Source organism: Streptomyces aureocirculatus (assembly GCF_000720475.1).
In the GTDB taxonomy this organism is placed as follows: domain Bacteria; phylum Actinomycetota; class Actinomycetes; order Streptomycetales; family Streptomycetaceae; genus Streptomyces; species Streptomyces aureocirculatus.
Genome location: NZ_JOAP01000001.1, coordinates 200,993 through 224,721 on the forward strand (window position 1 = coordinate 200,993; position 23,729 = coordinate 224,721).

Sequence of the window (23,729 nt, forward strand, 5' to 3'; positions counted from 1 at the left end):
CACTTGCGTCAGTTGCTGACGCGAATGGCGTGATCACGCCGACCACCGTCCCGGCTCACCCCCACCGCCGCCTTGACGTCGGCCCCGAACGAGGCCGCGCAGCGGTCAGGAGCCGACGTACTCGCGCAGGTGGCGTGCCGTCAGCGTGTCCGCGGTCTCGATCAGTTCCCTCGGCGTACCCGTGAAGACGATCTCGCCGCCGTCGTGGCCGCCGCCGGGGCCCAGGTCGATGATCCAGTCGGCGTGGGCCATGACGGCCTGGTGGTGTTCGATGACGACGACGGAGTTGCCGTCGTCGACCAGGCGGTCGAGGAGCGCGAGGAGTTTGTCGACGTCGGCGAGGTGCAGGCCGGTGGTCGGCTCGTCGAGGACGTACGTGGAGGACTTCTCGGCCATGTGGATGGCGAGCTTGAGGCGCTGGCGCTCGCCACCGGAGAGGGTGTTCAGGGGCTGGCCGAGGCGCAGATAGCCGAGGCCGACGTCGGAGAGGCGGCCGAGGATGGTGTGCGGCCGGCCCGTCGGGAAGAAGTCGTACGCCTCGGCGATCGACATGCCGAGTACCTCGCTGATGTCCTTGCCGTCCAGTTGGTAGGTGAGGACCTCCGGCGTGAAGCGTTTGCCGTCGCACTGCTCGCACACGGAGGCGACGCCCTGCATCATCGCCAGGTCCGTGTAGACCAGGCCGAGGCCGTTGCACTTGTGGCAGGCGCCCTCCGAATTGGCGCTGAACAGGGCCGCCTTGACACCGTTGGCCTTGGCGAAGGCGTTGCGGATCGGTCCGAGCAGGTTCGTGTACGTCGCCGGGTTCGAGCGGCGTGAACCGCGGATCGGGGACTGGTCGGCGACAACGACGCCGTCCTGCCCGGACAGATGGCCGTGGATCAGCGAGCTCTTGCCGGAACCGGCGACGCCGGTGACGACCGTGAGGACGCCGAGCGGCACGTCGACCGAGACGTCCTTGAGGTTGTGCAGTCCCGCGTCCTTGATGGACACCTGCCCCCTGGGCGTACGCGGCTGCTCACGGAGCCTGGCGCGGTGGCCGAGGTGGCGGCCGGTGAGGGTGCCGGAGGCGCGCAGTCCCGCCACGTCACCGGTGTAGCAGATCTCGCCCCCCGCGGCGCCCGCGCCGGGGCCGATGTCCACCACGTGGTCGGCGATGGCGACGACCTCCGGCTTGTGCTCCACGACGAGCACCGTGTTGCCCTTGTCGCGCAGGCGGAGCAGCAAGTCGTTCATGCGCTGGATGTCATGGGGGTGCAGCCCGACGGTGGGCTCGTCGAAGACGTAGGTGACGTCGGTGATGCTGGAGCCGAGATGGCGCACCATCTTCACGCGCTGCGCCTCACCGCCGGACAGGGTGCCGGAGGGGCGGTCGAGGCTGAGGTAGCCGAGGCCGATCTCGGTCAGCGAGTCGAGGAGGTCGAGGAGGTTGGCGAGCAGCGGGGCCGTGCCGGTGTCCTCGATGGAGCGGATGAAGTCGGCGAGCTCGTCGATCTGGAGGGCGGAGCACTCGGCTATGTTCCTGCCGTCGATCTTCGAGGAGAGTGCCGCCCGGTTGAGCCGGGTGCCCTCGCACAGCGGGCACCGGGCGAAGACCACGGCGCGCTCGACGAAGGCCCTGATGTGCGGCTGCAGCCCCTCGCGGTCCTTGGCGAGCCAGGTGCGCCGCATCTTGCTGACCAGACCCTCGTACGTGAAGCCGTTGGAGCCGGCCTTCACCTTCACCGGATCCTTGTGCAGCAGATCCGCCCACTCCTGCTCGGTGTAGTCCCTCAGCTTCTTGTCGGGGTCGTGGAAACCGGCGTTGACCACGACCTGCCAGCTCCAGGAGTCCACCGCGTGGTACGGCAGCGTGAGAGCGCCTTCGTTGAGGGAGAGTTCACGGTCCAGGAGCTGGTCGACATCGACGGTGGAGACCTCGCCGGCGCCCTCACACTCGGGGCACATGCCGTCCGGCAGGTTGAAGCTGAAGGCGCCGGAGGTGCCGATGTGCGGCTCGCCGAGGCGGCTGAAGATGATGCGCAGCATCGTGTACGCGTCCGTGGCCGTGCCCACCGTGGAACGGGAGTTGGCGCCCATCCGCTCCTGGTCGACGACGATCGCGGCGCTCAGGTTGCGCAGCTCGTCGACGTCGGGGCGGCCGACGCTCGGCAGAAACGACTGCACGAAGGCGGTGTACGTCTCGTTGATCAGGCGCTGCGACTCCGCGGCGATGGTGGCGAACACCAGCGAGGACTTGCCGGATCCGGAGACGCCGGTGAACACGGTCAGCCGCCGCTTGGGCAGGTCGAGCGAGACGTTCTTGAGGTTGTTCGCACGCGCTCCACGGACCTGGATCACGGTGTGGCTGTCGGCGGGGGTGACGTTCACGGGTGCTCCTTGGGTGGCTCGCACGGCCCTGGCCCTGCGTACGGCGCGCTGCTCTGCGGCAGAAATCGCGTACAGCGTACCCAGTAAAAGAACGGCATACAACGTACTCAGCGAAGTGTGCGAAGTGCCCGGCGAACCGGTTCCGGTCAGGTCGCCGCCGGGCACAGAGCGTCGCAGCGCTCCCCCACCTCGACCTCGCCGGTCACGACGTGCAGGGAGAACTGCAGGTCGCGCAGGCCGCCGAGGGAGCCGAGGTCACGGGCCAGATGCTGTTCGAGGGCGCGCAGATGGGAGCGCACGGTGGCTTCGGACAGGCCGAGGGCCCGCGCGGTCGGTTCGATGTGCGCGTCGTGGGTGAGCCAGACCGTCGCCGTGGTGAGCAGGTCCCTGCGGTCGCCGCGGGCGGCGAGCAGCAGCGTGTCGGCCCAGGCCGTCACCTGGGGCGAAGCAAGCAACGAGCGGAGCGTCGGGGGCAGTTCACCGGACGGCACGGGGCCGCCGGGCTGCTCCCGGTGGGTGACCAGTTCGAGGGCAAGGCCGACGGCGATGCGGTCGGAGACGTAGGCGAAGTCCACGTGCAGGGCCTCCGCCGCCCGGGCCACGCGGCGCGTGACGGTGTTGCGGTGCAGGTTCAGGCGCCGTGCCGCGACGGTGTACGGGTGGGCGAGGGCCATGAGCAACGTTTCCCGCATCTGCTCCCACTGGGCGTCGTTGCGCATCAGCGGGGACAGCAACTGCCTGGCCCACAGTTGTGCTTCGCGCGCCGGGAGCAGGCTGATCAGGTCGGTGTGGTGGGCCGAGAGGGCGACGGAGTCCGGCTGTTGCAGCGCGAACCCCTGGGCGGCGGTCGCCTCCCGCAGCGCTTCGGCGAGCAGGGAGATCGAGTAGACGCCGCTGCCGCCCACGGAACCTATTCCCAGGGCCGCGATCAGCCGGGTCAGCTCGGTGCCCACGCCGTCCGTGGGCCGTCCCGCCCGTACCGGCTGGACCAGCAGGATCCGGCGGTCCGTACGCGGGTCCGCGATCACCAGGGCGCGGCCTGCCGTGGCGGCCTCGCACCGGCGCACCGCGGTGTCCCGGTGGGTGCGCGGCACGTCGACCACGAAGACGCGGGCCGTGTCCGTCTCCAGCAGACCGGGGGCCTGCGGCGCCATGACGCGGCGCGCCTTGTCCACCTCGCCGTCCAGGAGGAGTTCCATCGCGGCCCTGCGGGCGGCACGGGAGGCGTCGGCGGCCGCGCGGTGCTCGCGGCGCGCCTGGTCCAGGAGCCCGAGGAGCCTCGCGGCATGGCCGAGCAGCCGCAGCTCGGCGTCGTCGAACGGGGCGGAGCTGCGCGCGACGGCCAGGACCGTGTCGGCCCCGCGGGCCGGGGCGAGGGTGATGAGCCGGGTGTGCGGGCTCACTGGGTATGCGGACTCGGCCATGGACCGGTGGATGATCGCCGGTGCCAGGGTCTCGGCCGCGGTGGCCGGAGAGGCCGCGAGGACGCGTTGCGGATCGCTGACGAGGACCTGTACGCGCAGGGACCGGGCCAGCCAGTCCGCGATGCGCTGCATCGCCTGCGGGTCGGCCAGCTCGGTCGGCACCTGCTGGACAAGCGTGGTGAGTTGCGTGACGTGGCGCTCCGCGCCGGCGAGCCTGCTGTCCCTGAGGAGGTGACGCGTCCTGGCCCACATCGGCGGCGCCGCGGAGGTGATCAGGAGCGGGACGGCGAGCGTGTGGGACAGGTCGATGACGGCCCGGGACAGGCCGTGGGCGGCCCGGGAGGGGTCGTGGGCCACTCGGGAGAGGCCGTGGGCGCTTCGGGACGGCTCGTAGGCGCCTCGGGACGGCTCGTAGGCGCCTCGGGACGCGGACAGTGACCGCGGCGCCTCAGGGGTCGCGTGCACGACCAGGCCCGCGCACCGGTCCAGGGCGAGCTGCTCCATGAGTGTTTCCAGGGCGACTTCCGCCCGCCCCCGGAGCCGCGACTCCAGACCGGTGATCAGGACGAGGGATCCGGGCTCCAGACGCCGTTGTGGCTCGCCCTCCAGGAGCTGCGGCAGGGTCAGGGTCGTCAGGGTGGCGACCCCCACCGCCTCGTACCGGGCAGCGTCGACACCTGCGGCGAAGTCCAGCTCCAACTCGGCCCTGCCGACCAGCGTGCCCAGCGTCAGCACGTCATCTCCCCCTTCTGCCCGAGGTGTTGGTCCTGTCCTGCGACGGCATTCACGGCCGCGGGGTGCGCCGGGGCGCGCCCTCGGGCTCGCCGGCACATCACCTCTGGCCGATGCAAGCTCAGGCAGTGCGAGGCGACTTGGGCGGGCTTCCCGCCGTCCGCCGCCATGGACATACTCAACGGGTTGCGCACAGAGATTGCAAGCGACAAGGTATGCACTATCAGCAAGTTGAGGTGAGTGCCGGAAGGAGGGCGCGTGGCGCGCGAACGGTCAGGCCCGACACTCGCGCATCTCGTTCTGGCCACCCGGCTCAGAATCCTGCGCGAGGCGGCAGGACTCTCCCGCAAGGAGGCCGCGGACGACCTCGGCGCCCACCCCGTCACCGTGCGCCGGATCGAACAGGCCCAGACATCCCTCGACGAGGGCCAGGTCCGGGCGCTGCTCCGGGCGTACGGGGCGCCGCCCGCCGAGATAGAGGAGTTCCTCGGCAAGCTCGCCACCGCCAACCTGCCCGGCTGGTGGCACCCCTGGCGTTCCGTCATGGACCCCTGGCAGCTCGACCTGATGAGCGTGGAGTCGGCGGCCAGCATGATCCGCGCCTGGGAACCGGCCCTCGTCCCCGCCCTGCTGCGCACCCGGGCCTACGCGCGTGCCGTCGACGACGCCCTGCGCCCCGACCTGTCCGCGGCCGACAAGGACGCCCGTACGGATCTCCTGATGGCACGTCAAGAGCGGTTGCGTACACAGCAGACCAGGATCTGGGCGGTGATGTCGGCCGTGGCCCTGCACACCCGCGTAGGGGGTGAGGGGGTCATGGCGGAGCAGGTGGCGGCGTTGCGGGCGGCCGTCGACGGTCCCGACGTGACCCTGCAGATCCATCCCCTGGACGGGCCGCCGCACGCCCTGACCGGTACCCCCGCGATCACTGTGTACCGGGTGGAGGCGCCGGAGATCCCCGACCGTGTGGTCCGCGAGTGCGGTCCGGCGGGGGCCGCCGACGTGTGGGACGCGACCGCGACCGTGACGGACTACCGGCTCCTCCTGGACTACTCCTGCGCCACCGCTTTCCATCCCGACAAGTCGAGAGAGGCCTTGGCATGACCGAGCCGACAGACCCCCAGCAGATAGACACCTCCGTCGCCCACAGCGCCCGGGTGTGGAACTACTGGCTGGGCGGCAAGGACTGGTTCCCCGCGGACCAGGCCGCCGGCGACGCCTACCGCGACAAGTATCCGCTGATCGAGCCCATGGCCCAGGAGTCACGGGGCTTCCTGGTGCGCAGCGTCACCTGGCTGGCTCGGGAGGCCGGTATCCGTCAGTTCCTCGACGTGGGCGCCGGTCTGCCCACGGCCAACAACACCCACGAGGTGGCCCAGCGCATCGCCCCCGAGTGCCGGGTGGTGTACGTCGACCACGACCCGCTCGTCCTGCTGCACGTGCACGCGATGCGCAAGAGCACGCCCGAGGGCGCGATGGACTATGTGCTCGCGGACATGCGGGACACGGAAGCGGTCCTGGAGGGCGCCGCCAAGACCCTCGACATGAGCCGGCCCGTCGCGCTGGTGATCAACGATGTGCTCGGCCACATCGTGGACTGGGACGAGGCCCTGGCCCTGGTACGCCGGATCGTGGACCGGCTGCCCTCCGGCAGCTATGTGTCCCTGAGCCACTCCACCGCCGCCGACGACAAGCACCGCGAGGTCCAGGAGGAGTACAACAGCTCCGGCGCCATTCCCTACATCTTCCGTGAGCCCGAGCAGACCGTCGCGTTCTTCGACGGCCTCGAACTCGTCGACCCCGGATATGTCTGCTGGCCCGACTGGCGGCCCGACGCGACCACCGGCCGCGTCACGGAGCGGGCAGGGTGGGGCGGCGTCGCACGGATCTCATGACGGGGAGCGGCGTGGCGGAGAGTGGCGTGGCGGAGAGTGGCGTGACGGGCAGCGGCGGGACCGGCAGTGGTGCCACGGGCGGTCCCGCGGGTCGCCCGGCGCAGTTGTGGGGGTCCGCGGTTCCCCCCGGCAAGGCGCCGGGGCCCGCGGTGCCCGTGCCCGGCGCCGCGCAGGAGGTGTCGTGCCCCTGGGTGCGGCGCCTGACGCGGTCCGCGGCCCACTCCGGCGCCTCCCTCGTCGCCGAGGCGGCCGCGCTCGCCGACGGCTGGGCGGCCCTGGTGGACCCCGTGGCCGGCGCGGTCCACAGCACGCCGCGCGGTGCGGGGAGCGAGGCCGAGCGCGCCGCCGCGCACCCGGGGGCCGCCGCGCACCTCACCGTCCACCAGGTGGCCGACAGCGACGGCACCGTCCTCGTCATCGGCCCCGGCAGGGCTCCCGTCGCCCCCGCCGCCCTGATCGCCCAGGCCACCGCGGACCTGCTGCGGGTACGGGCCCGGCGGGCGGACGACGTGCGCGGCGCCGAGCAGCGGCTGCACACCGCGGTCCTCCGCCTGCTCAAGGAGGGCCGGCCCGAGCTGGCCGCCGACGTCCTGGGCGCCGCCGCCACGCACGCCACCGTCCACCGGCTCACCGGGCGGGCCGTGCACGCCGCCCACCAGACCCTCTGGCGGGCGGCGCAGCCGGGCACCACGCTCGGCGGCACCCGCATGCTGGTCTGCCTGGACGGCACCGAACTGGTGGTCGTCGCCCTGCACGGCGCCGCCCACGGCGACCATGCCGCGGTGCGTTCGCTCATCGCCCGCATCGCCGACCGGCACGAGCTTTCCGGGGGCGCGGCCGACCCCGCGCCCCTCGACATGTTCGCCACCGCGTGGGCGGAGGCCGGGACCGCGCGCACCGGCGCCACCGTCGGCTGTCTGTCCGCCGCGGGCGGCCTCGGCGCCCACGGTCTGCTCCGCGTCGTCCCCGCGGAGCGCCTGCGCGCCTGGGCCGCGACGGTGCTGCGGCCCCTTGACCGGGACCGGCGCCGGACCCTGGAGGCGTGGCTGCGGTCGGGGTCGGTGCAGACCGCCGCGCCGGCCCTTGACGTGTCCGAGGGCACGGTCCGGGCGCGGCTGCGCGGCATCGCCACCCTCCTGGGCGCCGACCTCGACCACCCCACGGTCCAGGCGCAGCTCCTCCTGTCCCTGCGTGCGCCGGCCGCTCCCCGGCCCGCGGCGGCGACGGCCCGGCTCCGACCCGATCCCCCGCTGCCCGCCGACCTGATACCCGCCGAGGACGCGGAGCGCTGGGCGGCCGCGCTCCTCGAACCGCTGGACACCCGGCTGCGGATCGCGCTGCGGTGCTGGCTGCGGCAGCGCGGCAGGACCGCTCCCGCCGCCGTCGAACTCGGCCTGCACCGCAGCACCCTCACCGCCTGGCTCGGTGAGTGCGGCAAGGCCCTCGACCTGGAACTGTCGTCGGCGACGACCAGGGCGGAGCTGCACCTGGCCGTCGAGACCACCGCCACGCCCGACGACGTACCGGCAGCGCTTCCGCGCCGCGGCGGCCGGACGTACCGGGCAGGACGGAGCGGGGGCTGACGCCTCAGGACTTGCGGAGCCAGTGCGTCACCGCTTCCCGCCACCGCGCGAACAGCTCGCGGTCCCCGGTGAACTCCACTGTTTCGTCCAGGACGTCCTGCCGCTGGTACATGAGCAGCAGCAGCGCGGCGGCAGACCCGCGTACGGTCACGGCGGCGCTCTCGCCCGCCTGCTCCGGGTCCTCGGCGTCCCGTGCGACGGGTGCCTCGCCGGTGAGGTCGACCAGCCACGACGCGCCGGGGGCGGCGTCCGCCTCGCTCACCTCCATGCGCACCGTGCGGCCGGGGGCGAGGAGGGCGCGCACCGCCTCCGGCGACGGGTAGGCCTGCGGCAGTTCGGTGAAGCCCCGCCACTCGTGGAGGCCGTCCACGGCGACCTCCCGGTCCAGGGTGTACGTGCCGCCGACGGCGACGGCCGCGTCGGCGCGGTGGAGCGCCGACTCGTGCATCATGCGGCGTGCCCAGAACAACGGGGTACCGTTCGGCGCCACCGTCCAGACCTGTACGTCCGGTCCCGCGTCGCGGAGGGCGGCGGCGAGCAGGGCCGCGCCCTCGCGGAGCCAGTCCGTGAGGGCGGCGGCGTCGGCGCGGTCGTCGCCGGACACGTCGTTCACCTGGTCGTCCGACACCGGGCCCGTCGCCCTGGTGCGCACGATCTCCTCGGCCCAGCGGTGCGCACCGCCCACGTGCCGCAGCAGGTCGCCGAGGCTCCAGCCGGGGCAGGTCGGCACCGGCAGGGCGAGGTCGGCGCCCTTGATCTGATCCGTCAACCGGCCTGTCTGCGTGATGATTTGGGCGGCGTACCGATCCAGGGGCATGAAGGTCATGACGTCACATTAGGCGACGTGCCAGTGCCCCCTCGACGGAGTTTTCCCCGTTCCTGGAGCCCCCGCCCGGGGCCCGCCACCCGGGGCCGCGCACCCTCTCGGCGCACCTGGCTCACGACGACGCCAGGAACTGCGTCGCGGCCAGCTCCCCGTACAGCGGATCCGCCACCACCAGTTCGTCGTGCGTGCCCACCGCGCGGACCCGGCCCGCGTCCATGACGACGATCCGGTCGGCGAGCGTGACCGTCGACAGGCGGTGCGCGACGACGAGGACCGTGACCTGCTTGGACACCTCGGCGACGACGTCGCGCAGCGCGAGTTCGTTGACGGCGTCCAACTGGGACGTCGCCTCGTCGAGCAGCAGCAGCCGGGGCTTGCGCAGCAGCGCGCGGGCGATCGCCACGCGCTGGCGTTCACCGCCGGAGAGCTTGGAGCCGCGGTGCCCGACCACGGTGTCCAGGCCGTCGGGCAGCGTGTCCACGAGGGTGTCGAGCCGGGCGCGCACGAGGACGTCGCGGATGTCGGAGGCGGTGGCGTCGGGCGCGGCGAACAGCAGGTTCTCGCGCAGGGTGCCCGCGAGGACGGGGGCGTCCTGCTCGACGTACCCGATGGCGGCGCGCAGTTCGGCGAGGGGCCTGCGGAGCACGTCCTCGCCGTCGACGAGGACGCGGCCGCCCGTGGCCTCGTAGAAGCGCTCGATGAGCCCGAAGACGGTGGTCTTGCCGGCGCCCGAGGGGCCGACGAACGCGGTCATGCCGGGTCCTGGGACGGTGAAGCTCACACCGTGATGGACGTACGGGAGGTCGGGCCGGTAGCGGAAGGTGACATCGTCGAAGGTGACGGAGGCGGGGCGGGCGCCGTCGGGGGCGGGCGCCCGCGGCGCGAGCGACGGCACGGCGGCATCCTTTGCTCTTGATGCCCCCGATGCCCTCGATGCCCTCGATGTCCCCGGTGTCCCCGGTGTCCCCGGTGTCCCCGATTCCCCCGACGACGGCGTCGCGTCGGACTCCTGCGTCCCCCACGGCGGAGAGGCATCGAATTCCTCCGTCTCCATCCGCTCCGCCTGCACGATGCGGGCCACCGCGGCGGAGCCGACCTGGTACTGCGTGACGGCGTCGACGAGGCGGGTCACCGGGTCGATCAGGTAGAAGAGCAGCATCAGGAACGCCACGAGCGTCGCGACCGAGATCGCCTCCGAGGCGACCCGCGCCCCGCCCACGCCGAGCACCGCGAGGAACGACACCTGGATGGCGAAGCCCATGGAACTCCACGCCACGGCCTGCCACTTGGCCGACTTCACGCCGTGCCGCCACGCCTCACGGGCCGCCTCCTCGACCTTCGCCACCTCGCGCTCCTCGGCGCCGGAGGCCTTGAGGGTGCGGAACGCGCCGAAGGCCCGCTCCAGGGCGGTCGAGATCGAGCCGACGGCTTCCTGCGCCTGCCGCGTGGCCTTGGAGATCTTCGGCATGACCAGGGCGGTGGCGGCGCCGATGAGTACGATCACGCCCAGGGTGACACCGAGCAGCACCGGGTCCATGAAGGCCATCATCACGATGGTGGCGACGACGGTGAGGCCGCCGGAGAAGGCGGACACCACGGCCTGCGTGGTGACGGCCTGGAGCAGGGTCGTGTCCGAGGTGACGCGGGACATCAGGTCGCCGGGCTGTACGCGCTCGAGCTCGGTGACCTTCAGCCGCAGCAGGCGGCCGATGAGGGAGCGCCGCGAGTCGAGCACGACGGACTGCGCGGTGCGTTCGAGGATGTAGCTGCCCACGGACTCGACCGCCGTGCCGATCACGAGCAGACACGTCAGGAAGACGAGGATCGAGGTGACCGACTCGTCGTCGGAGAGCCGGTTCACCAACGCCTCGACGGCGACCGGCTGGGCGAGACCTGTGGCCGCGCCGATCAGGGTGAACAGGGCGCCGAGCGCCACCACCCCGCGGTGCGGGCGGAAGTGGCGGTACAGGACGGCCCAGGTCTCCCGGGCGGAGAGCGGCGGCCCGGCCTCCGCGGGGTCTGTCTTGACTTGCGGTTGTTCGTCGAACACGGGTTCTGAGTGGGTCACGCACGACAGGACGCGTCAGGGCGCGTTCCGCCTGAGCGCGCCCGGGGAATCCGGGGCGACGCCACGGTCCGCCACCCGGAGGGCGAGGGAGCACCGGGATCGTACGGCGTAGCAGTCCGATCAACCGCATAGGCCCCCGGATTGCACCGAGCGCCCCCAGCATGTGATCGCGCTCCCGGTTATTCCGGACGGGGCAGGGGAGGACGGTGCTGGCGGAAGGTACGCGCGCAGTCCGTCGCGCCTCCCGCCCCGCATGCCGCATGCCGCATGCCGCATGCCGCATGCCGCCTCCCGCGTGCCCGCCGTGCGGCACACCGGCCATTCCGACGATCGCCCCGGGGAGAAAGCGCACCATGACCGCCATCACCCAGATCACCGTCGCCCTCGTCACCGCCGACGTCGCGGGGGCGGCCACGCAGGGGCGGATCTACCTGGGCATCGCCGGACGTGAGTTCCTGCTGGCGAACTCGGACAGGATCGCGCGCAACGGCGACAACCAGTTCGTCCTCGGCGAGGGCGGCAACGTCGCCAACGCGTACTACAACGACCCGCGCAGGCCCCAGCTCGACACCGACGACCTCGACCTCTACCCCGTCTACATCCGGCTGCGCGCCGAGGGGGACGATCCGGGCTGGTGCCTGGAGCAGGTGTGTGTCGCGGTCGACCCGCAGGGACCGGTCCGGCACCAGTTCTCGAACCCGCGGCTCGGGGGCATGCACACCGACGAGGCCCGCATCTGGCTGAGCGACGACTACGGCACCCTGCTCCACTTGAAGCGGGGCGGCCTCGGAGCCTGACCGGCCACCCGAAGCGGGCGCCGCCGGGTGCTCAGGCCCGGAACGCCGCGGGGCGTTCCGGGCTCGCGTCCGCGAGGGCCCGGGTGACCTCGGCGACGCCACCGCGCAGCCCGTACACAGGGGTGTCGGGCTGCTGACGCCACGACTCGTCGATGCCGCCCGCGTCGACGGTGTCGAAGCCCAGCTCGTCGATCAGCTCGCGGACCACCTTCTTGGCGGCCTCGTCGTCCCCGGCCACGGGCAGCGCCATCCGCTCGGGGGCGCCCTTGGGGAGCGGCTTGTCGAGGATGTCGTCCGCGTACGTGCCGTTGAACGCCTTGATGACGGGGTGCCCGATGTGCTGCTCGGTCCAGCGGCTCTCCGTCAGACCGGCCTCGATGGCGTCGATCCTGCCGTCGCGCTGCTGGGGGTAGTAGTTGCCCGTGTCGATCACCGCGAAGCCCTCCGCGGCCCCGTCGAACAGACCGGACGGCAGGTCGGGGACGTTCTTCAGCGGGATGGTCACCACGACGACCTCGGCGCCGCGTGCGGCCTCGTCGACGGTGACGGGCGTGGCACCGGTCTCATCGGCGAGGGCGGTGAGGGTCTGCGGGCCTCTGGAGTTGGCCACGGATACGTCGTGGCCGAGTGCGGTCAGGCGCCGGGTGAGGTTGCCGCCGATGTTGCCCGCGCCAATGATGCCGATCTTCATGGAGTCCTCCGGTGGGGTGCCGCGACCGGGTGCCGCTGCCTCATGTATGCCTCCAACCCCGGTGCCGGCGGAGGCTATTTCCGCCTGCTCAAGGGAATATTCGGCAGTCGGGTATTCCCTTTCCTCCCATCGGATATTCCATGGCTGTCACTCGTTTGCCTATTGGATTCCGATGGCTGTGGCGGCCTAGGTTCGGGGCATGTCGAAGATTCTCTTTGTGCTGACCGGTGCCACGTCCTGGACGCTCGCGGACGGCACACCGCACCCCACGGGCTTCTGGGCCGAGGAGGCCGTCGCCCCGTACGAGGCGTTCCGCGCCGCCGGACACGAGATCGTGGTCGCGACGCCGGGCGGCGTGGTGCCGACGGTGGACCAAGGCAGCCTGACGCCGGAGGCGAACGGCGGGCAGGACGGCGCCGACCGGGTCGCCGCCGCGCTCGCGTCCTTCACCGAGCTGCGGGCGCCGGTCGACCTGGCGGACGTGGACCTGGACGACTACGCCGCGGTCTACTACCCGGGCGGTCACGGCCCGATGGAGGACCTGTCCGCCGATGCCGCGTCCGGGCGGCTGCTCACGCGGGCGCTGGCGTCCGGCAAGCCGCTCGGGGTCGTGTGCCACGCGCCGGCCGCGCTGCTCGCCGCCACCGGTCCCGACGGCTCGAACCCCTTCGCGGGCTACCGGCTCACCGGCTTCACCAATACCGAGGAGGCCCAGGCAGGCCTGGCCGACCGGGCCGCGTGGCTGCTCCAGGACCGCCTCGTCGCGGCGGGCGCCGACTTCCAGGAGGGCGAGCCGTGGGCACCGCACGTGGTCGTCGACCGGAACCTCGTCACCGGCCAGAACCCCGCCTCATCGGCACCGCTGGCCGCCGAGCTCCTCAAGAAGCTGGGCTGAGGCCGCCCCGTACGTTTCCGCGCTGTCCTGTCCGACGTGACGTGGGAACCGTCGTGCCGCGCCGCCCGCCCGGGCCCGGCCGCAAGGCTGTCGCTGCATGCCCGTATCCGCCGTTCGGGCGTTCTTGCGCATAGGTTCGTAGCCGTCACACATCTTGTTGTACGTACGTCGTGAAAGGACCGCTCCCATGAGCACCTCGAACACCTCGCGCCCCGCCGACGCCTCGGGCACCTTCGCCCTCGGCGGCGACCTGCCCGTCAACCGTCTCGGTTACGGGGCCATGCAGCTCACCGGACCGGGTGTGTGGGGCGAACCCAAGGACCGGGACGAGGCCGTTCGTGTGCTGCGCCGCGCCGTGGAACTCGGCGTGAACTTCATCGACACCGCCGACTCCTACGGCCCGTTCGTCAACGAGGTCCTCATCCAGGAGGCCCTCAAGCCCTATGCCGACGACCTCGTCATCGCCACCAAGGGCGGTTTCACCCGCTCCGGGCCCGACGCCTGGAGCGCGGTCGGCCGCCCCGAGTACCTGCGCCAGCAGACCGAGCTGAGCCTGCGGCACCTGGGTGTGGAGCGCATCGACCTGTACCAGTTGCACCGCATCGACCAGCAGGTCCCGCTCGCCGACCAGTTGGGCGAGCTCGCCCTGCTGCAGAAGGAGGGCAAGATCCGCCACATCGGTGTCTCCGAGGTGACCCTCGAGCAGCTCAAGGAGGCCCGCGAGCACGCCGAGATCGTCTCCGTGCAGAACCGGTACAACCTGGTCGACCGCAGCTCCGAGGACGTGCTCGCGTACGCCGAGCAGGAGAACATCGCGTTCATCCCGTGGTTCCCGATGGCCACCGGTGAGCTGGCCCGCCCCGGCGGCCCGCTCGACGCCGCCGCCGAGAACCACGGCGCGAGCCCGTCCCAGCTCGCCCTCGCCTGGCTGTTGCGCCGTTCGCCGGTCATGCTGCCCATCCCCGGCACGTCGCGCGTCGCGCACCTGGAGCAGAACGTCGCCGCCGCGGGCATCACCCTGAACGACGCCCAGTTCGAGGCGCTCGCCGCCGCCGTCTGAACCAGGTCCCGCGGGGCACCAGGTCCCGCGGGGCACCAGGTCCCGCGGGGCGAAGGCGCCGGTGCTCACCCGACGGTGCGCACCGGCGCCTTCGCGGTCAGTTGGCAGGGCGGGGCCCTCGGCGCGCTCCCACCGCCACCGCGAGCACCGCCGTGAGCCCGCCGAGCACCATCACCGTCGAGGACGAGGTCCGGTCGAGCACGGCGCCGCCCGCCAGCGCCCCGAGCGAGAGCGTCGCCTGGAACGAGGCGGTGAACAGCACCGACGCCGCCTCCGGTGCGCGCGGCACCGCCGCCGCGAACCAGGCCTGCGAACACACCGGCACGGCCCCGTAGGCGACTCCCCAGACCACGAGAAGCACGACCGCACCGCCCGGCCGGTCACCGAGGACGGGCAGCAGCAGCGTGGCACAGGCGATCAGGCCCGCGGCCGTCACGAACGCGGCCCGCGGCCTGCGCGCCACCGCCGCGCCGCCCACGAAGTTCCCGGCGATCCCGGCCGCGCCGTACGCCAGCAGGAACACGGTGACCTGGTCCGGGCCCACCTCCGTCACGTGCCGGAGGAAGGGCGTCACGTACGTGTACGCGCCGAAGTGCGCCAGGACGACGATGACGGTCATCCAGAGCGCCCCGCGGACGCCCCGCCCGCGCACCGCCTTCCGCAGCACGGCCACTCGCAGCGCCTGTTCCGGCGGCAGCGGCGGGATCACCGCGAGCATGACGCCCCAGACGCACAGCGTCAGAACTCCCAAGAGCCCGAAGGCGGTTCGCCAGCCCGCGGCCTCGCCGACGAACGTACCGGCGGGCACCCCGAGCACCGATCCGAGCGGTACCGCGGAGAAGATCACCGCCGTCGCCCGCGCGGCCGAGTCCGGCGCTACGAGACGCACCGCGAGCCCGGCCCCGATCGACCAGAACCCGCCGATGGTGACGCCCACCAGGACCCGGGACACGAGCACGAGCCAGTAGGCGGGCGCGGCCGCGGCGAGGAGGTTCGCCGCCGCGAGCAGGGCCGTGAAGGCGCACAGCATGGTGCGCCGGTCCACGCGGGCGGTGGCCGTGGTCACCAGGGGCGCGGACAGGGCCGCGAGGAAGCCGGGCATCGTCATCGTCAGACCGGCCGTGCCGTCCGTGACGTCGAAGCTCCGCCCGATCGACGGGAGCAGGCCGATGGGCAGGATCTCCACGGTGACGATGGCGAAGAGGCCCGCCGTCACCGAGCCTACGGCGAGCCATCCGCGCAATGGCGTGCGGGAGGCCGGGGTGGGCGTGGCGGTTCTGAGCTGGGGCATGGGTCCGTCCTGGCGGGAATCAGGGGGTGCGCGGGGTGCGCGCGGTACTCGGGGTGCCCGGCGTCCGCGGGGTACTCGGCGTCCGCGGGGTACTCGGCGTCCGCGGGGTACTCGGCGTCCGCGGCGTGCCGGTCACGGGTGCCGGTTCGAGGCACGGCTCAGTTCACCAAGGGCGCGGCCCGTGGTCTGGCAGGTAATCGACGCCGTAGTGGAGGACCCGGCGGCCCGCGGCCCCACCGCCGCGCGGACCGGCACCCGCGTGAAAATCCCGGGCCCCGCCCGTGGGCCCGGTGCTAACATCCCGGCATGATCACGCCCGAGTTCCGTAGCGTCATGATGCCCCGCCGACGGGGCCGCTGACTTCGGACGCACGCGTGTTCCGAGGCCCCGAGACGGGGCCTCGTCGCGTTGCGGTCACGGAGCCCCGCCTCTCCCCCTGGAGATCCTGGAGGCTCCCATGACCACCCCGCGTACCACGTACGTGACCACGACCATTCCCTACGTCAACGCCCGCCCGCACCTGGGCTTCGCCCTGGAGATCGTCCAGGCGGACGTTCTCGCCCGGCACCGCAGGCACCGCGGCGACCGGGTCCGCTTCCTCAGCGGCACGGACGACAACTCGCTGAAGAACGTCCTCGCCGCCGAGGCGGCCGGCGTCCCCGTACAGGAACTGGTGGACCGCAACGCGGAGGCGTTCGCCGCGCTGCGCGGACCCCTGGCCCTTTCCTTCGACGACTTCATCCGCACCAGCCGCGACCCGCGCCACCGGGTGGGCGTGGAACGCCTGTGGCGGCGGTGCGCGGAGTCGGGCGACCTGTACCGCAAGCACTACGAGGGCCTGTACTGCGTCGGCTGCGAGCAGTTCTACACACCGGCCGAACTCGTCGAAGGGCGCTGCGCCGAGCACGGCACGCGACCCCGGCCCGTCGCCGAGGAGAACTGGTTCTTCCGGCTCTCCCGGTACGGGGACCATCTGCACGAGCTGATCTCGTCCGGGCGCCTGCGCATCGAGCCCGCCGTGCGCCGCAACGAGGTGCTCGCGCTCATCGAGGGCGGCCTGCACGACTTCTCGGTGTCACGCTCGCACACGCGGGCGCGCGGCTGGGGCATCCCCGTGCCCGACGACCCCGAGCAGGTCGTCTACGTCTGGTGGGACGCCCTCGGCAACTACGTCACCAGCCTCGGTTACGGCACCGGCGACCCCGCGTACGAGCAGTGGTGGAGCGGTGCGACGCGCCGCACCCACCTCGTCGGCAAGGGCGTCGTCCGCTTCCACGCGGTGTACTGGCCTGCCATGCTCCTGTCGGCCGGACTGCCGCTGCCCACGGACGTCCTGGTGCACGACTACCTCACCGTGGACGGCCGCAAGATCAGCAAGTCGGCCGGCGCGACCGTCGATCCGACGGAACTCGTCGCGGAGTTCGGGACGGACGCGGTGCGGTGGTGGCTGCTGCGTGACGTGCCGCGCGTCGGCGACGCGGACTTCACCCGGGAGCGGCTCGTCGCCCGGGCGGACGCCGACTTCGCGGGTGGCCTGGGGAACCTCGTCAACCGGGTCGTGACGATGGCGCACCGCTTCCGCGACGGCCGGGTGCCGGTGCCCGGCGCTCCGGCCGTGGGCACGGAGCGGCTCGTGGCCGCCTGCCGGGAGGTTCCGGCACAGGTCGACGACGCGCTGGCGGGCTTCGACTTCCGGCGGGCGGTGGACGCCGTCTGGCGGGTGGTCGCGGAGGCCGACCGCTGTGTCGAAGGCACCCGGCCCTGGGAGCTGGCCAAGGCCGAGCGCGCGGGCGATGTGGCGGCGGGCGACCGCCTCGACGGGGTGCTCGCCGCCCTGGTCGGCGCGTGTCGCACGGTCGCGGACCAACTCGGCCCGTTCGTACCGGAGTCGGCGTCCCGGGTGACCGCGCAGTGCACACCCACCGCCGACGGGCGACTCCCGCGGGCACGGCCACTGTTTCCGCGCGTCGGCGAGTCACCGCGTCCGGCGGTCTGAGAACGGCACTGCCGGGTCAGGTCGCTGGTGGCCTATCGCCCAGGGCCGGACCGGCCCTGGGCGAACCGCCTGCGCACCTCGGCCCGTTCGGCGAGCCCGGCGGGGAAGCCCGGGCCCATGCGCGGCCTGGTGTCCTCCGACGTCATCGGCGCCTTGCAGTGGCCGCACACCACTTCGGCGGTGCTCTCGTGGCCGCACGGCTCGTGCCGGAAGACGACCGGCGCGCCGTCGTCGCCGCTGAGCCAGCGGTTGCCCCAACTGTTCATGGCGGCGAGCACGCCGAAGAAGTCGCGGCCCTTCTCGGTGAGCACGTAGTCGTGCCGCACCGGCTCGCTCTGATACGGGCGCTTCTCCAGGAGGCCTTCGTCGACGAGACGGCGCAGCCGGTCGGCGAGGGTGTTGCGCGCGATGCCGAGCTGCTGCTGGAACGCGTCGAACCGCGTGACCCCGTAGAAGGCCTCACGCAGCACGAGCGGCGTCCACCAGTCGCCGAGCAGATCCATCGTGCGCGCGATGGAACAGGGCCAATTCGCAAAGGAAGTACGCCTCATGAGGCCAGCATAGGAAGGGTTCGCGCGGGTGTACGCCTCCCGGAACCCGGTGAAGTACTTCGTGGAACCCGGAGAAGCACTGCACGAGAGCCCCTCAACCCGCGGTGTCCCTGCCCTCCTTGGCGCGCCGGTGGCTCGCCACCCGCTCACGGGTCGCGCACCGCGGCGAACAGTAGCGGCGCGCCGTACCGCTGCCGCCGGTGATGTACACGGAGTCGCACCGCGGTGACGCGCACAGCCCGCCGGGTGCCCGCTGGCGGTCCCAGAGCAGCACGGCCAGGGCCATGCAGGACGAGGCCAGGAACCATTCCGCCCAGGGCGCGGAGTCGTCGCCGTCCAGGTGGATGTGCCAGGGCGTGCCGCCGCCGTGCGCGGTGAGCCGGACCGGTCCGCACCCCTCGGCGAGGAGTTTGTTCAGGCGGGCCGCCGCGGCGCCGACACCGGGAGCGGCGAAGACGTCGCGGAGGCGGTCGGACACGGTGCGCATGTCCGCCACGTCCTGGGCGGTCACGTCCAGCGGGCCCTGTTCCCCGTACTCGCGCAGCACCGCGGTGACCGACGCGACGCCGGGCGCGTCGGGTCCGTCCGCGCTCAGGACGTTGACCAGTGCTGCGGCGCGCTGCGCCGAGCGCAGGACGGAATGGCGCGTGGACCACTCGCCCTCGGACGCCCCTGCGTCGTCGCGCGGTTGTGCGGCCGCACCCTTTTCACCCTTCGGCTTCTCCACGAGAGCCAGAGTAACGCCCATAGCCAGCCCACCCGTTACCTTGTAACGTCGCAGCCATGCCAAAGCGTTACAACATCGGGCGGTACCTCACGGGTGCCACCGCCGCGCGCACCGGTGACGAGATGACAGGTCCCGCCCTGCTCCTGGTGGGGCTCTCGGTGACGGGTTCGGCGTCGACGGCCTCGGCGCTCCTGTCGGCGGTCACGCTCTCCGCTGCCGTGGGCGGGCCCGTCTTCGGGGCGCTGCTCGACCGGGCCGTACGGCCGGGGCGGCTGCTCACCGCCGCGCTGGCCGCGTACTCCCTGGCGCTGCTCGCCATCCTGCTGAGCCTCGGCCGTCTGCCGCTGCCGCTCGTCCACGCCACCGCCCTGTGCGGCGGCCTGCTCGGCCCCGCCCTGGCCGGTGGCTGGACCTCGCAACTGCCGCAGGTGACCGACCCGGAGAACCTGCCGCGCGCCACCGCACTGGACGCCCTGACCTACAACTTCGCGGCCTTGGCGGGACCGGCACTCGCCGGCGCGGTCGCCATGGCGGCGGGGGCTCCGGTGGGCGTCGTGGTGTCCCTGGCCCTGATAGTCCTCGCGCTGCCCGCGGCATGGACACTGCCCGACCGCTCCCCCGCGACCGCACCCGCGCCTTCCCTCACGTCTGCTCGCGCGCCCTCCCCCACGTCCACCCCCGCGCCCTCCCCGACGTCCGACGCCGCTCCTTCCCGCACGGACGCCGCCGCTCCTCCCCCGCCGCCCGCCTCCGCGCCCCCGACCACACCTCCGCGCTCGTCCGTCCTCGCCGATCTGCGGTCGGGCTTCGCAGCCATCGGCCGCATCCGCCCCCTCGCGCGCGCCACGCTGACCTCCGTCATCTCCTACGCGGGCGTCGGCATCCTGGTGACCTGCACACCCCTGCTCGGCGAACGGGCCCTGGGCACCACCGACTCGGGCACCTTCCTCCTGGCCGCCCTCGCCGCCGCCTCCCTGGCCGCCAACGCCCTGCTGGCCCGGTACCCCGGCGTGCTGCGGCCCGACGCGACGATCCTGGGCAGCACGCTCACCCTCGCCGGGGCGCTGCTCCTGGCCGCGACCCTGTCGCCCCTCGGGCTGTTCGCGGCCATGGCGGTCGCGGGCGCCGGGGCGGGCCCGCAGCTCACGGCCCTGTTCGCGGTGCGGCACCGGGAGGCCCCCGCGCACCTGCGCGGGCAGATCTTCACCACCGGAGCCAGCCTGAAGATCACCGGTTACGCGATCGGCGCGGGCCTCGGCGGCCCGCTGGCCACCTGGTCCCTCTCCGGCTCGCTCCTCGTGGCCGCGGGCTTCGAAATCCTCGCGGCCCTCGGCTTCGTGGCGCTGTCGGGAGCGGGCGGCGGTCAACGTCCTGGTGTGCCCCACCGCTCCCAGGGAACCCGTACGTCACCCTGACGCGCCGACGCCACAGGGCCCTCACCTGTGCGCGCGGCCGTAACGTCCGGCTCGTCCCGGGCGTTCCGCCGTGAGCCACACCTGCCCGCCGCGTGGGGCGCCCACCGCACCGCCGAAAGTGAGCTTTCGTGCCCCTGCCCGCACCGTCCGTACCGTCCGCGCACCCAGCGCGTTCAGCACATCCGGCGCACTCAGCGCACTCCGCACCCCTCCTGCGCCGCATCGTCGTCCTCGCCCTGCTCCCCCTCATGACGGTGGTCAGCGGCACTCTGCTCGCCCCTGCGCACGCGCTGGGGAGCGCGCCGGGTGAACACAGGGCCGAGGCGCGGGAGATCCATATCCGCTACCACCAACTGCTCGACGCCATGGAGGATGTCGCCGAAGAGATGCGCGCCGACGGGCGCTCCGACGAGGAGATCGCCCGGCGCCTGGTCGACATGCGCAACGAGGCCAAGGACATCACCCGGGCCGGTATGTCCCCGGAGGCGGTGAAGGAGCTGGAAGCCCGCAAGATGAAGAAGTACGGCAATCCACTGGGCCCGACAGCGGACCAGCAGTTCGCCAGGTACGGCAGTTGGGCGGCGGTGATCGCGGCGGCCACCCGCAGCAGCGCCGCCGTCGACCGGGAACCCGGCCTCGAGCGGCGCCGCTGATGCCTGCCATAGACGAACCCGCCGTCCCGACCCGCGAGGTCGTGCTGCAGGACTACGACCGGCACGGGCGGATCTGGTCGCTCGACATCACGACGGGCGTGCTCTCCCCCGGCTCCGGGCGCTGTCATGGATTCGTGCACCTCACGGACGCCTCCCGGCAGGGCGACGTCGCCGTGGCCGCCGCCCTGTACGCCGACGGTCCGGGGTCGGGCACGCTCTGGCTGCAGTACGGGCCGACGCGGTGGGACTGCTCACGGGTGGCCGTACGGCAGGCGTCCGAGGGGGACGGCCACCGTCTTTTCACGGTGTTCGGGACGGGCGGCCCTGAGCTCGAACTCCGCTACCCGGCGCCGGACCCCGGCCCCTTCGACCCGGCGTACGACTGGATCGACACCGTCGCGGACGACTTCTTCCTGTGGGCCGCCGAGCGGCTCGGGGACGAAGGCGGCAGCTCCCGGCACACCCTCACGGAGCACTTCGGCGCCGGCTTCCTGCCCGACTGAAGATGTCCGGCGAGGTCAGGGCCCCGCTTTGGGGCCCGCTGTCCGGCCAGGGCAGGATCGCTCCGAGGAGGGCCCGCGCGCACAGGTCCCGCACCTGCGCGCGCGTCAGTTCCGGCCCATCGAGCCACTCCAGACAGACCGCCACCATGAAGGCCAGCCAGCCGCGCACGGCCAGCTTCAGGGCGGGCAGCTCGGCGGCCAGCGGGGCGGTCTCGGGGTCCGCGGTGAGGGCGGCGAGGATCTGCCGCTCCTGCGCGGCGAGCCCTTCGCCGTACACCGCCCGCACCGTGGGATCGCCCGCCTCCTTGGCGCGGTGGAAGGCACGGAACCCCTGGGCGTGGCCCTCCACGTAGCCCAGGAAGGCGTCGAGGCCGACCCCGAGCTGCTCGCGCACCGGCAGACCCGGTTCGGCGGTCGTCAGGCGCAGCATGCGGTCGCTCTCGCGCTGGACGACCGCGGCGAAGAAGTCCCGTTTCGTCGGGAAGTAGTGGTACAGCAGCCCGCGGGAGACACCCGCGATCTCGGCGACCCGCTCGATCCAGACGTCGTCGTAGGGGTTCTGTGCGAACAGCCGCGCCCCCACCGTGAGCAGTTGCTCCCTGCGCTCCTGGGTACTCAGCCTGCGCCGGGGGCTGTGCTGCGGGTTCGCGGCCATGGCAGCACCTTACTTGACGTCGGTTCAACAACAGCACCAGACTGGAAGCCCTTGTTGAATCCACGTACAACAGGCTCTGGCCACGCCAAGGAGCCCTGTGCACAAGGGAGATGGCGGCCATGGCGCAGACCACACAGCCGACGGGGAGCGCCGGGCCACCGCCCGAGGGCCTGCCGAAGGGGTTTCGCAGCGCGGAGGCCGGCTGGCCACGGCTCGACCGGATACCGCACCCGTCCCGCCGTGTTCCGCTGATCGGCGACGTGCTCGGCGCGAACGTCCGCACGCCCGTGCAGGACTCGATGGCCATCGGGCGCCGCCTCGGTCCCGTCTTCCGCCGCAAGGCCTTCGGCAAGGAGATCGTCTTCGTCTGGGGCGCACGGCTCGCGGCCGAGCTCGCCGACGAGGCGCGGTTCGCCAAGCACGTGGGGCTCGGCGTGGCCAATCTGCGGCCGGTGGCGGGCGACGGCCTGTTCACGGCGTACAACCACGAGCCCAACTGGCAGTTGGCGCACGACATACTGGCGCCCGGCTTCAGCCGGGAGGCGATGGCGGGCTATCACCCGCTGATGCTGGACGTGGCCGGGCAGCTCATGGCCCGCTGGGACGCCTCGGCGGCCGCCGGGCGGGCCGTGGACGTGCCGGGCGACATGACGAAGCTGACCCTGGAGACCATCTCCCGCACCGGGTTCGGGCACGACTTCGGCTCCTTCGAACGGGCCAGGCCGCACCCCTTCGTGAGCGCCATGGTCGGCACGCTCTCGCACGCGCAGCGGCGCAACGTCCTGCCACCCGCGCTCGCACCCGTGCTGCTGCGCCGGGCCGAGCGGCGCAACGCCGCCGACATGGCGTACCTGAACCACACCGTCGACGGGGTGATCGCCGCCCGGCGTGCCGCCGACGCCTCGGGCTCCCGCGGCGACCTTCTGGACCGGATGCTGGACGTCGCCCACCCCGACACCGGCGAACGCCTGTCTCCGGAGAACATCCGCCGACAGGTCATCACCTTCCTGGTGGCCGGGCACGAGACGACGTCGGGCGCCCTGTCGTTCGCGCTGCACTACCTCGCCACCCACCCCGAGGTGCTCTCCCGCGCGCGGGACGAGGTCGACCAGGTGTGGGGGGCCACGGAGGTGCCCGCGTACGAACAGGTGGCCAAGCTCCGTTACGTACGCCGCGTCCTCGACGAGTCGCTGCGCCTGTGGCCGACCGCCCCCGCGTTCGCACGGGAGGCCCTGGCGGACACGGTGCTCGGCGGGGTGCACCCGATGCGCCGTGGCGCGTGGGCGCTGGTGCTCACGATGCTCCTGCACCGGGATCCGGAGGCGTGGGGTCCGCGGCCGGAGGAGTTCACCCCCGACCGGTTCGCGCCCGCCGCGGTGCGGTCGCGGCCCGCGCACGTCTTCAAGCCGTTCGGCACCGGCGCGCGTGCCTGCATCGGCCGTCAGTTCGCGCTGCACGAGGCGACGCTGGTGCTCGCGCTGCTCCTTCGCCGCTACGACCTGGTGCCGGACCCGGGCTACCGGCTGCGGGTCGCGGAGCGGCTGACGCTGATGCCGCAGGGGCTGCGGCTGCGGCTCGTACGCCGGTCCGGGTGAAC

General features: G+C 72.7%; 20 protein-coding genes. 11 read left to right on the forward strand and 9 right to left on the reverse strand.

Translation table 11 applies throughout. From position 1 onward, the window contains the following. Positions 1-105: 105 nt before the first annotated feature. Together IG78_RS0100840 and IG78_RS0100845 are read right to left on the reverse strand one after the other, a co-directional pair. Entirely contained in the window at positions 106-2,370 is a 2,265-nt protein-coding gene (locus tag IG78_RS0100840; RefSeq protein WP_030558926.1) for an ATP-binding cassette domain-containing protein, read from the reverse strand. A 146-nt stretch (positions 2,371-2,516) separates the two neighbouring features. Next, positions 2,517-4,529, reverse strand: a complete 2,013-nt coding sequence (locus tag IG78_RS0100845; RefSeq protein ID WP_030558928.1) for a helix-turn-helix domain-containing protein — start codon at positions 4,527-4,529, stop codon at positions 2,517-2,519. A gap of 255 nt (positions 4,530-4,784) precedes the next feature. Between IG78_RS0100845 and IG78_RS0100850 the strand changes: the two genes are divergently transcribed. The 3 genes from IG78_RS0100850 to IG78_RS0100860 are packed head-to-tail and all read left to right on the forward strand — an operon-like array spanning position 4,785 to position 8,004. Further along, positions 4,785-5,630 carry a helix-turn-helix domain-containing protein gene (locus IG78_RS0100850; RefSeq protein WP_030558929.1) on the forward strand — a complete coding sequence of 282 codons (846 nt, stop codon included), beginning with the start codon at positions 4,785-4,787 and terminating at the stop codon, positions 5,628-5,630. After that, the gene (locus IG78_RS0100855; RefSeq protein ID WP_030558930.1) at positions 5,627-6,421 is read left to right on the forward strand and encodes an SAM-dependent methyltransferase; all 795 of its coding nucleotides are present in this window, start codon (positions 5,627-5,629) and stop codon (positions 6,419-6,421) included. The genes IG78_RS0100850 and IG78_RS0100855 overlap by 4 nt, the downstream gene beginning before the upstream one ends. Positions 6,422-6,447: 26 nt before the next feature. After that, complete coding sequence (locus IG78_RS0100860) at positions 6,448-8,004, forward strand: helix-turn-helix domain-containing protein (RefSeq protein ID WP_225881888.1); 1,557 nt, start codon at positions 6,448-6,450, stop codon at positions 8,002-8,004. A 4-nt stretch (positions 8,005-8,008) separates the two neighbouring features. Here IG78_RS0100860 and IG78_RS0100865 read toward each other — a convergent pair whose 3' ends face one another. Then, a complete protein-coding gene (locus tag IG78_RS0100865) occupies positions 8,009-8,830 on the reverse strand; it encodes a maleylpyruvate isomerase family mycothiol-dependent enzyme (protein WP_030558933.1) in 822 nt (273 codons plus the stop codon). A gap of 112 nt (positions 8,831-8,942) precedes the next feature. Further along, complete coding sequence (locus IG78_RS0100870) at positions 8,943-10,880, reverse strand: ABC transporter ATP-binding protein (RefSeq protein WP_030558934.1); 1,938 nt, start codon at positions 10,878-10,880, stop codon at positions 8,943-8,945. A 371-nt stretch (positions 10,881-11,251) separates the two neighbouring features. Between IG78_RS0100870 and IG78_RS0100875 the strand changes: the two genes are divergently transcribed. Continuing rightward, positions 11,252-11,695 (forward strand): hypothetical protein, encoded by a 444-nt coding sequence (locus tag IG78_RS0100875; RefSeq protein WP_030558936.1) that lies wholly within the window; start codon positions 11,252-11,254, stop codon positions 11,693-11,695. Positions 11,696-11,726: 31 nt separating this feature from the next. Here the strand turns inward: IG78_RS0100875 and IG78_RS0100880 are convergent, their stop codons facing one another. Beyond that, complete coding sequence (locus IG78_RS0100880; protein ID WP_030558937.1) at positions 11,727-12,386, reverse strand: NADPH-dependent F420 reductase; 660 nt, start codon at positions 12,384-12,386, stop codon at positions 11,727-11,729. Between the two features lie 199 nt (positions 12,387-12,585). Between IG78_RS0100880 and IG78_RS0100885 the strand changes: the two genes are divergently transcribed. Together IG78_RS0100885 and IG78_RS0100890 are read left to right on the forward strand one after the other, a co-directional pair. After that, positions 12,586-13,281 carry a type 1 glutamine amidotransferase domain-containing protein gene (locus IG78_RS0100885; protein WP_030558938.1) on the forward strand — a complete coding sequence of 232 codons (696 nt, stop codon included), beginning with the start codon at positions 12,586-12,588 and terminating at the stop codon, positions 13,279-13,281. 187 nt (positions 13,282-13,468) lie between these two features. Continuing rightward, complete coding sequence (locus IG78_RS0100890; protein ID WP_030558940.1) at positions 13,469-14,341, forward strand: aldo/keto reductase; 873 nt, start codon at positions 13,469-13,471, stop codon at positions 14,339-14,341. Between the two features lie 97 nt (positions 14,342-14,438). On the opposite strand, the gene IG78_RS0100895 is transcribed toward IG78_RS0100890, so the two are convergent. After that, complete coding sequence (locus tag IG78_RS0100895; RefSeq protein WP_030558941.1) at positions 14,439-15,632, reverse strand: MFS transporter; 1,194 nt, start codon at positions 15,630-15,632, stop codon at positions 14,439-14,441. A 457-nt stretch (positions 15,633-16,089) separates the two neighbouring features. Between IG78_RS0100895 and IG78_RS0100900 the strand changes: the two genes are divergently transcribed. Next, positions 16,090-17,628, forward strand: a complete 1,539-nt coding sequence (locus IG78_RS0100900; RefSeq protein WP_030558943.1) for a methionine--tRNA ligase — start codon at positions 16,090-16,092, stop codon at positions 17,626-17,628. Between the two features lie 32 nt (positions 17,629-17,660). Here IG78_RS0100900 and IG78_RS0100905 read toward each other — a convergent pair whose 3' ends face one another. Together IG78_RS0100905 and IG78_RS0100910 are read right to left on the reverse strand one after the other, a co-directional pair. Further along, a complete protein-coding gene (locus tag IG78_RS0100905; protein ID WP_030558944.1) occupies positions 17,661-18,179 on the reverse strand; it encodes a winged helix-turn-helix transcriptional regulator in 519 nt (172 codons plus the stop codon). 94 nt (positions 18,180-18,273) lie between these two features. Beyond that, a complete protein-coding gene (locus IG78_RS0100910; RefSeq protein ID WP_051852292.1) occupies positions 18,274-18,906 on the reverse strand; it encodes a CGNR zinc finger domain-containing protein in 633 nt (210 codons plus the stop codon). A gap of 56 nt (positions 18,907-18,962) precedes the next feature. Here IG78_RS0100910 and IG78_RS0100915 point away from each other — a divergent pair, with 56 nt between their 5' ends. From IG78_RS0100915 to IG78_RS0100925, 3 genes are all read left to right on the forward strand, one after another. Further along, the gene (locus IG78_RS0100915; RefSeq protein WP_063760682.1) at positions 18,963-20,321 is read left to right on the forward strand and encodes an MFS transporter; all 1,359 of its coding nucleotides are present in this window, start codon (positions 18,963-18,965) and stop codon (positions 20,319-20,321) included. 128 nt (positions 20,322-20,449) lie between these two features. Continuing rightward, on the forward strand, positions 20,450-20,974 hold the full coding sequence (locus IG78_RS0100920; RefSeq protein ID WP_051852257.1) for a hypothetical protein: 525 nt from the start codon (positions 20,450-20,452) through the stop codon (positions 20,972-20,974). Further along, positions 20,974-21,477, forward strand: a complete 504-nt coding sequence (locus IG78_RS0100925; protein WP_030558952.1) for a hypothetical protein — start codon at positions 20,974-20,976, stop codon at positions 21,475-21,477. The genes IG78_RS0100920 and IG78_RS0100925 overlap by 1 nt, the downstream gene beginning before the upstream one ends. On the opposite strand, the gene IG78_RS0100930 is transcribed toward IG78_RS0100925, so the two are convergent. Continuing rightward, positions 21,440-22,132 (reverse strand): TetR/AcrR family transcriptional regulator, encoded by a 693-nt coding sequence (locus IG78_RS0100930; RefSeq protein WP_078964675.1) that lies wholly within the window; start codon positions 22,130-22,132, stop codon positions 21,440-21,442. The two genes, IG78_RS0100925 and IG78_RS0100930, sit on opposite strands and share 38 nt — an antisense overlap. A 119-nt stretch (positions 22,133-22,251) precedes the next feature. Here IG78_RS0100930 and IG78_RS0100935 point away from each other — a divergent pair, with 119 nt between their 5' ends. Further along, positions 22,252-23,727 (forward strand): cytochrome P450, encoded by a 1,476-nt coding sequence (locus tag IG78_RS0100935; protein ID WP_030558955.1) that lies wholly within the window; start codon positions 22,252-22,254, stop codon positions 23,725-23,727. Positions 23,728-23,729 lie beyond the last annotated feature (2 nt).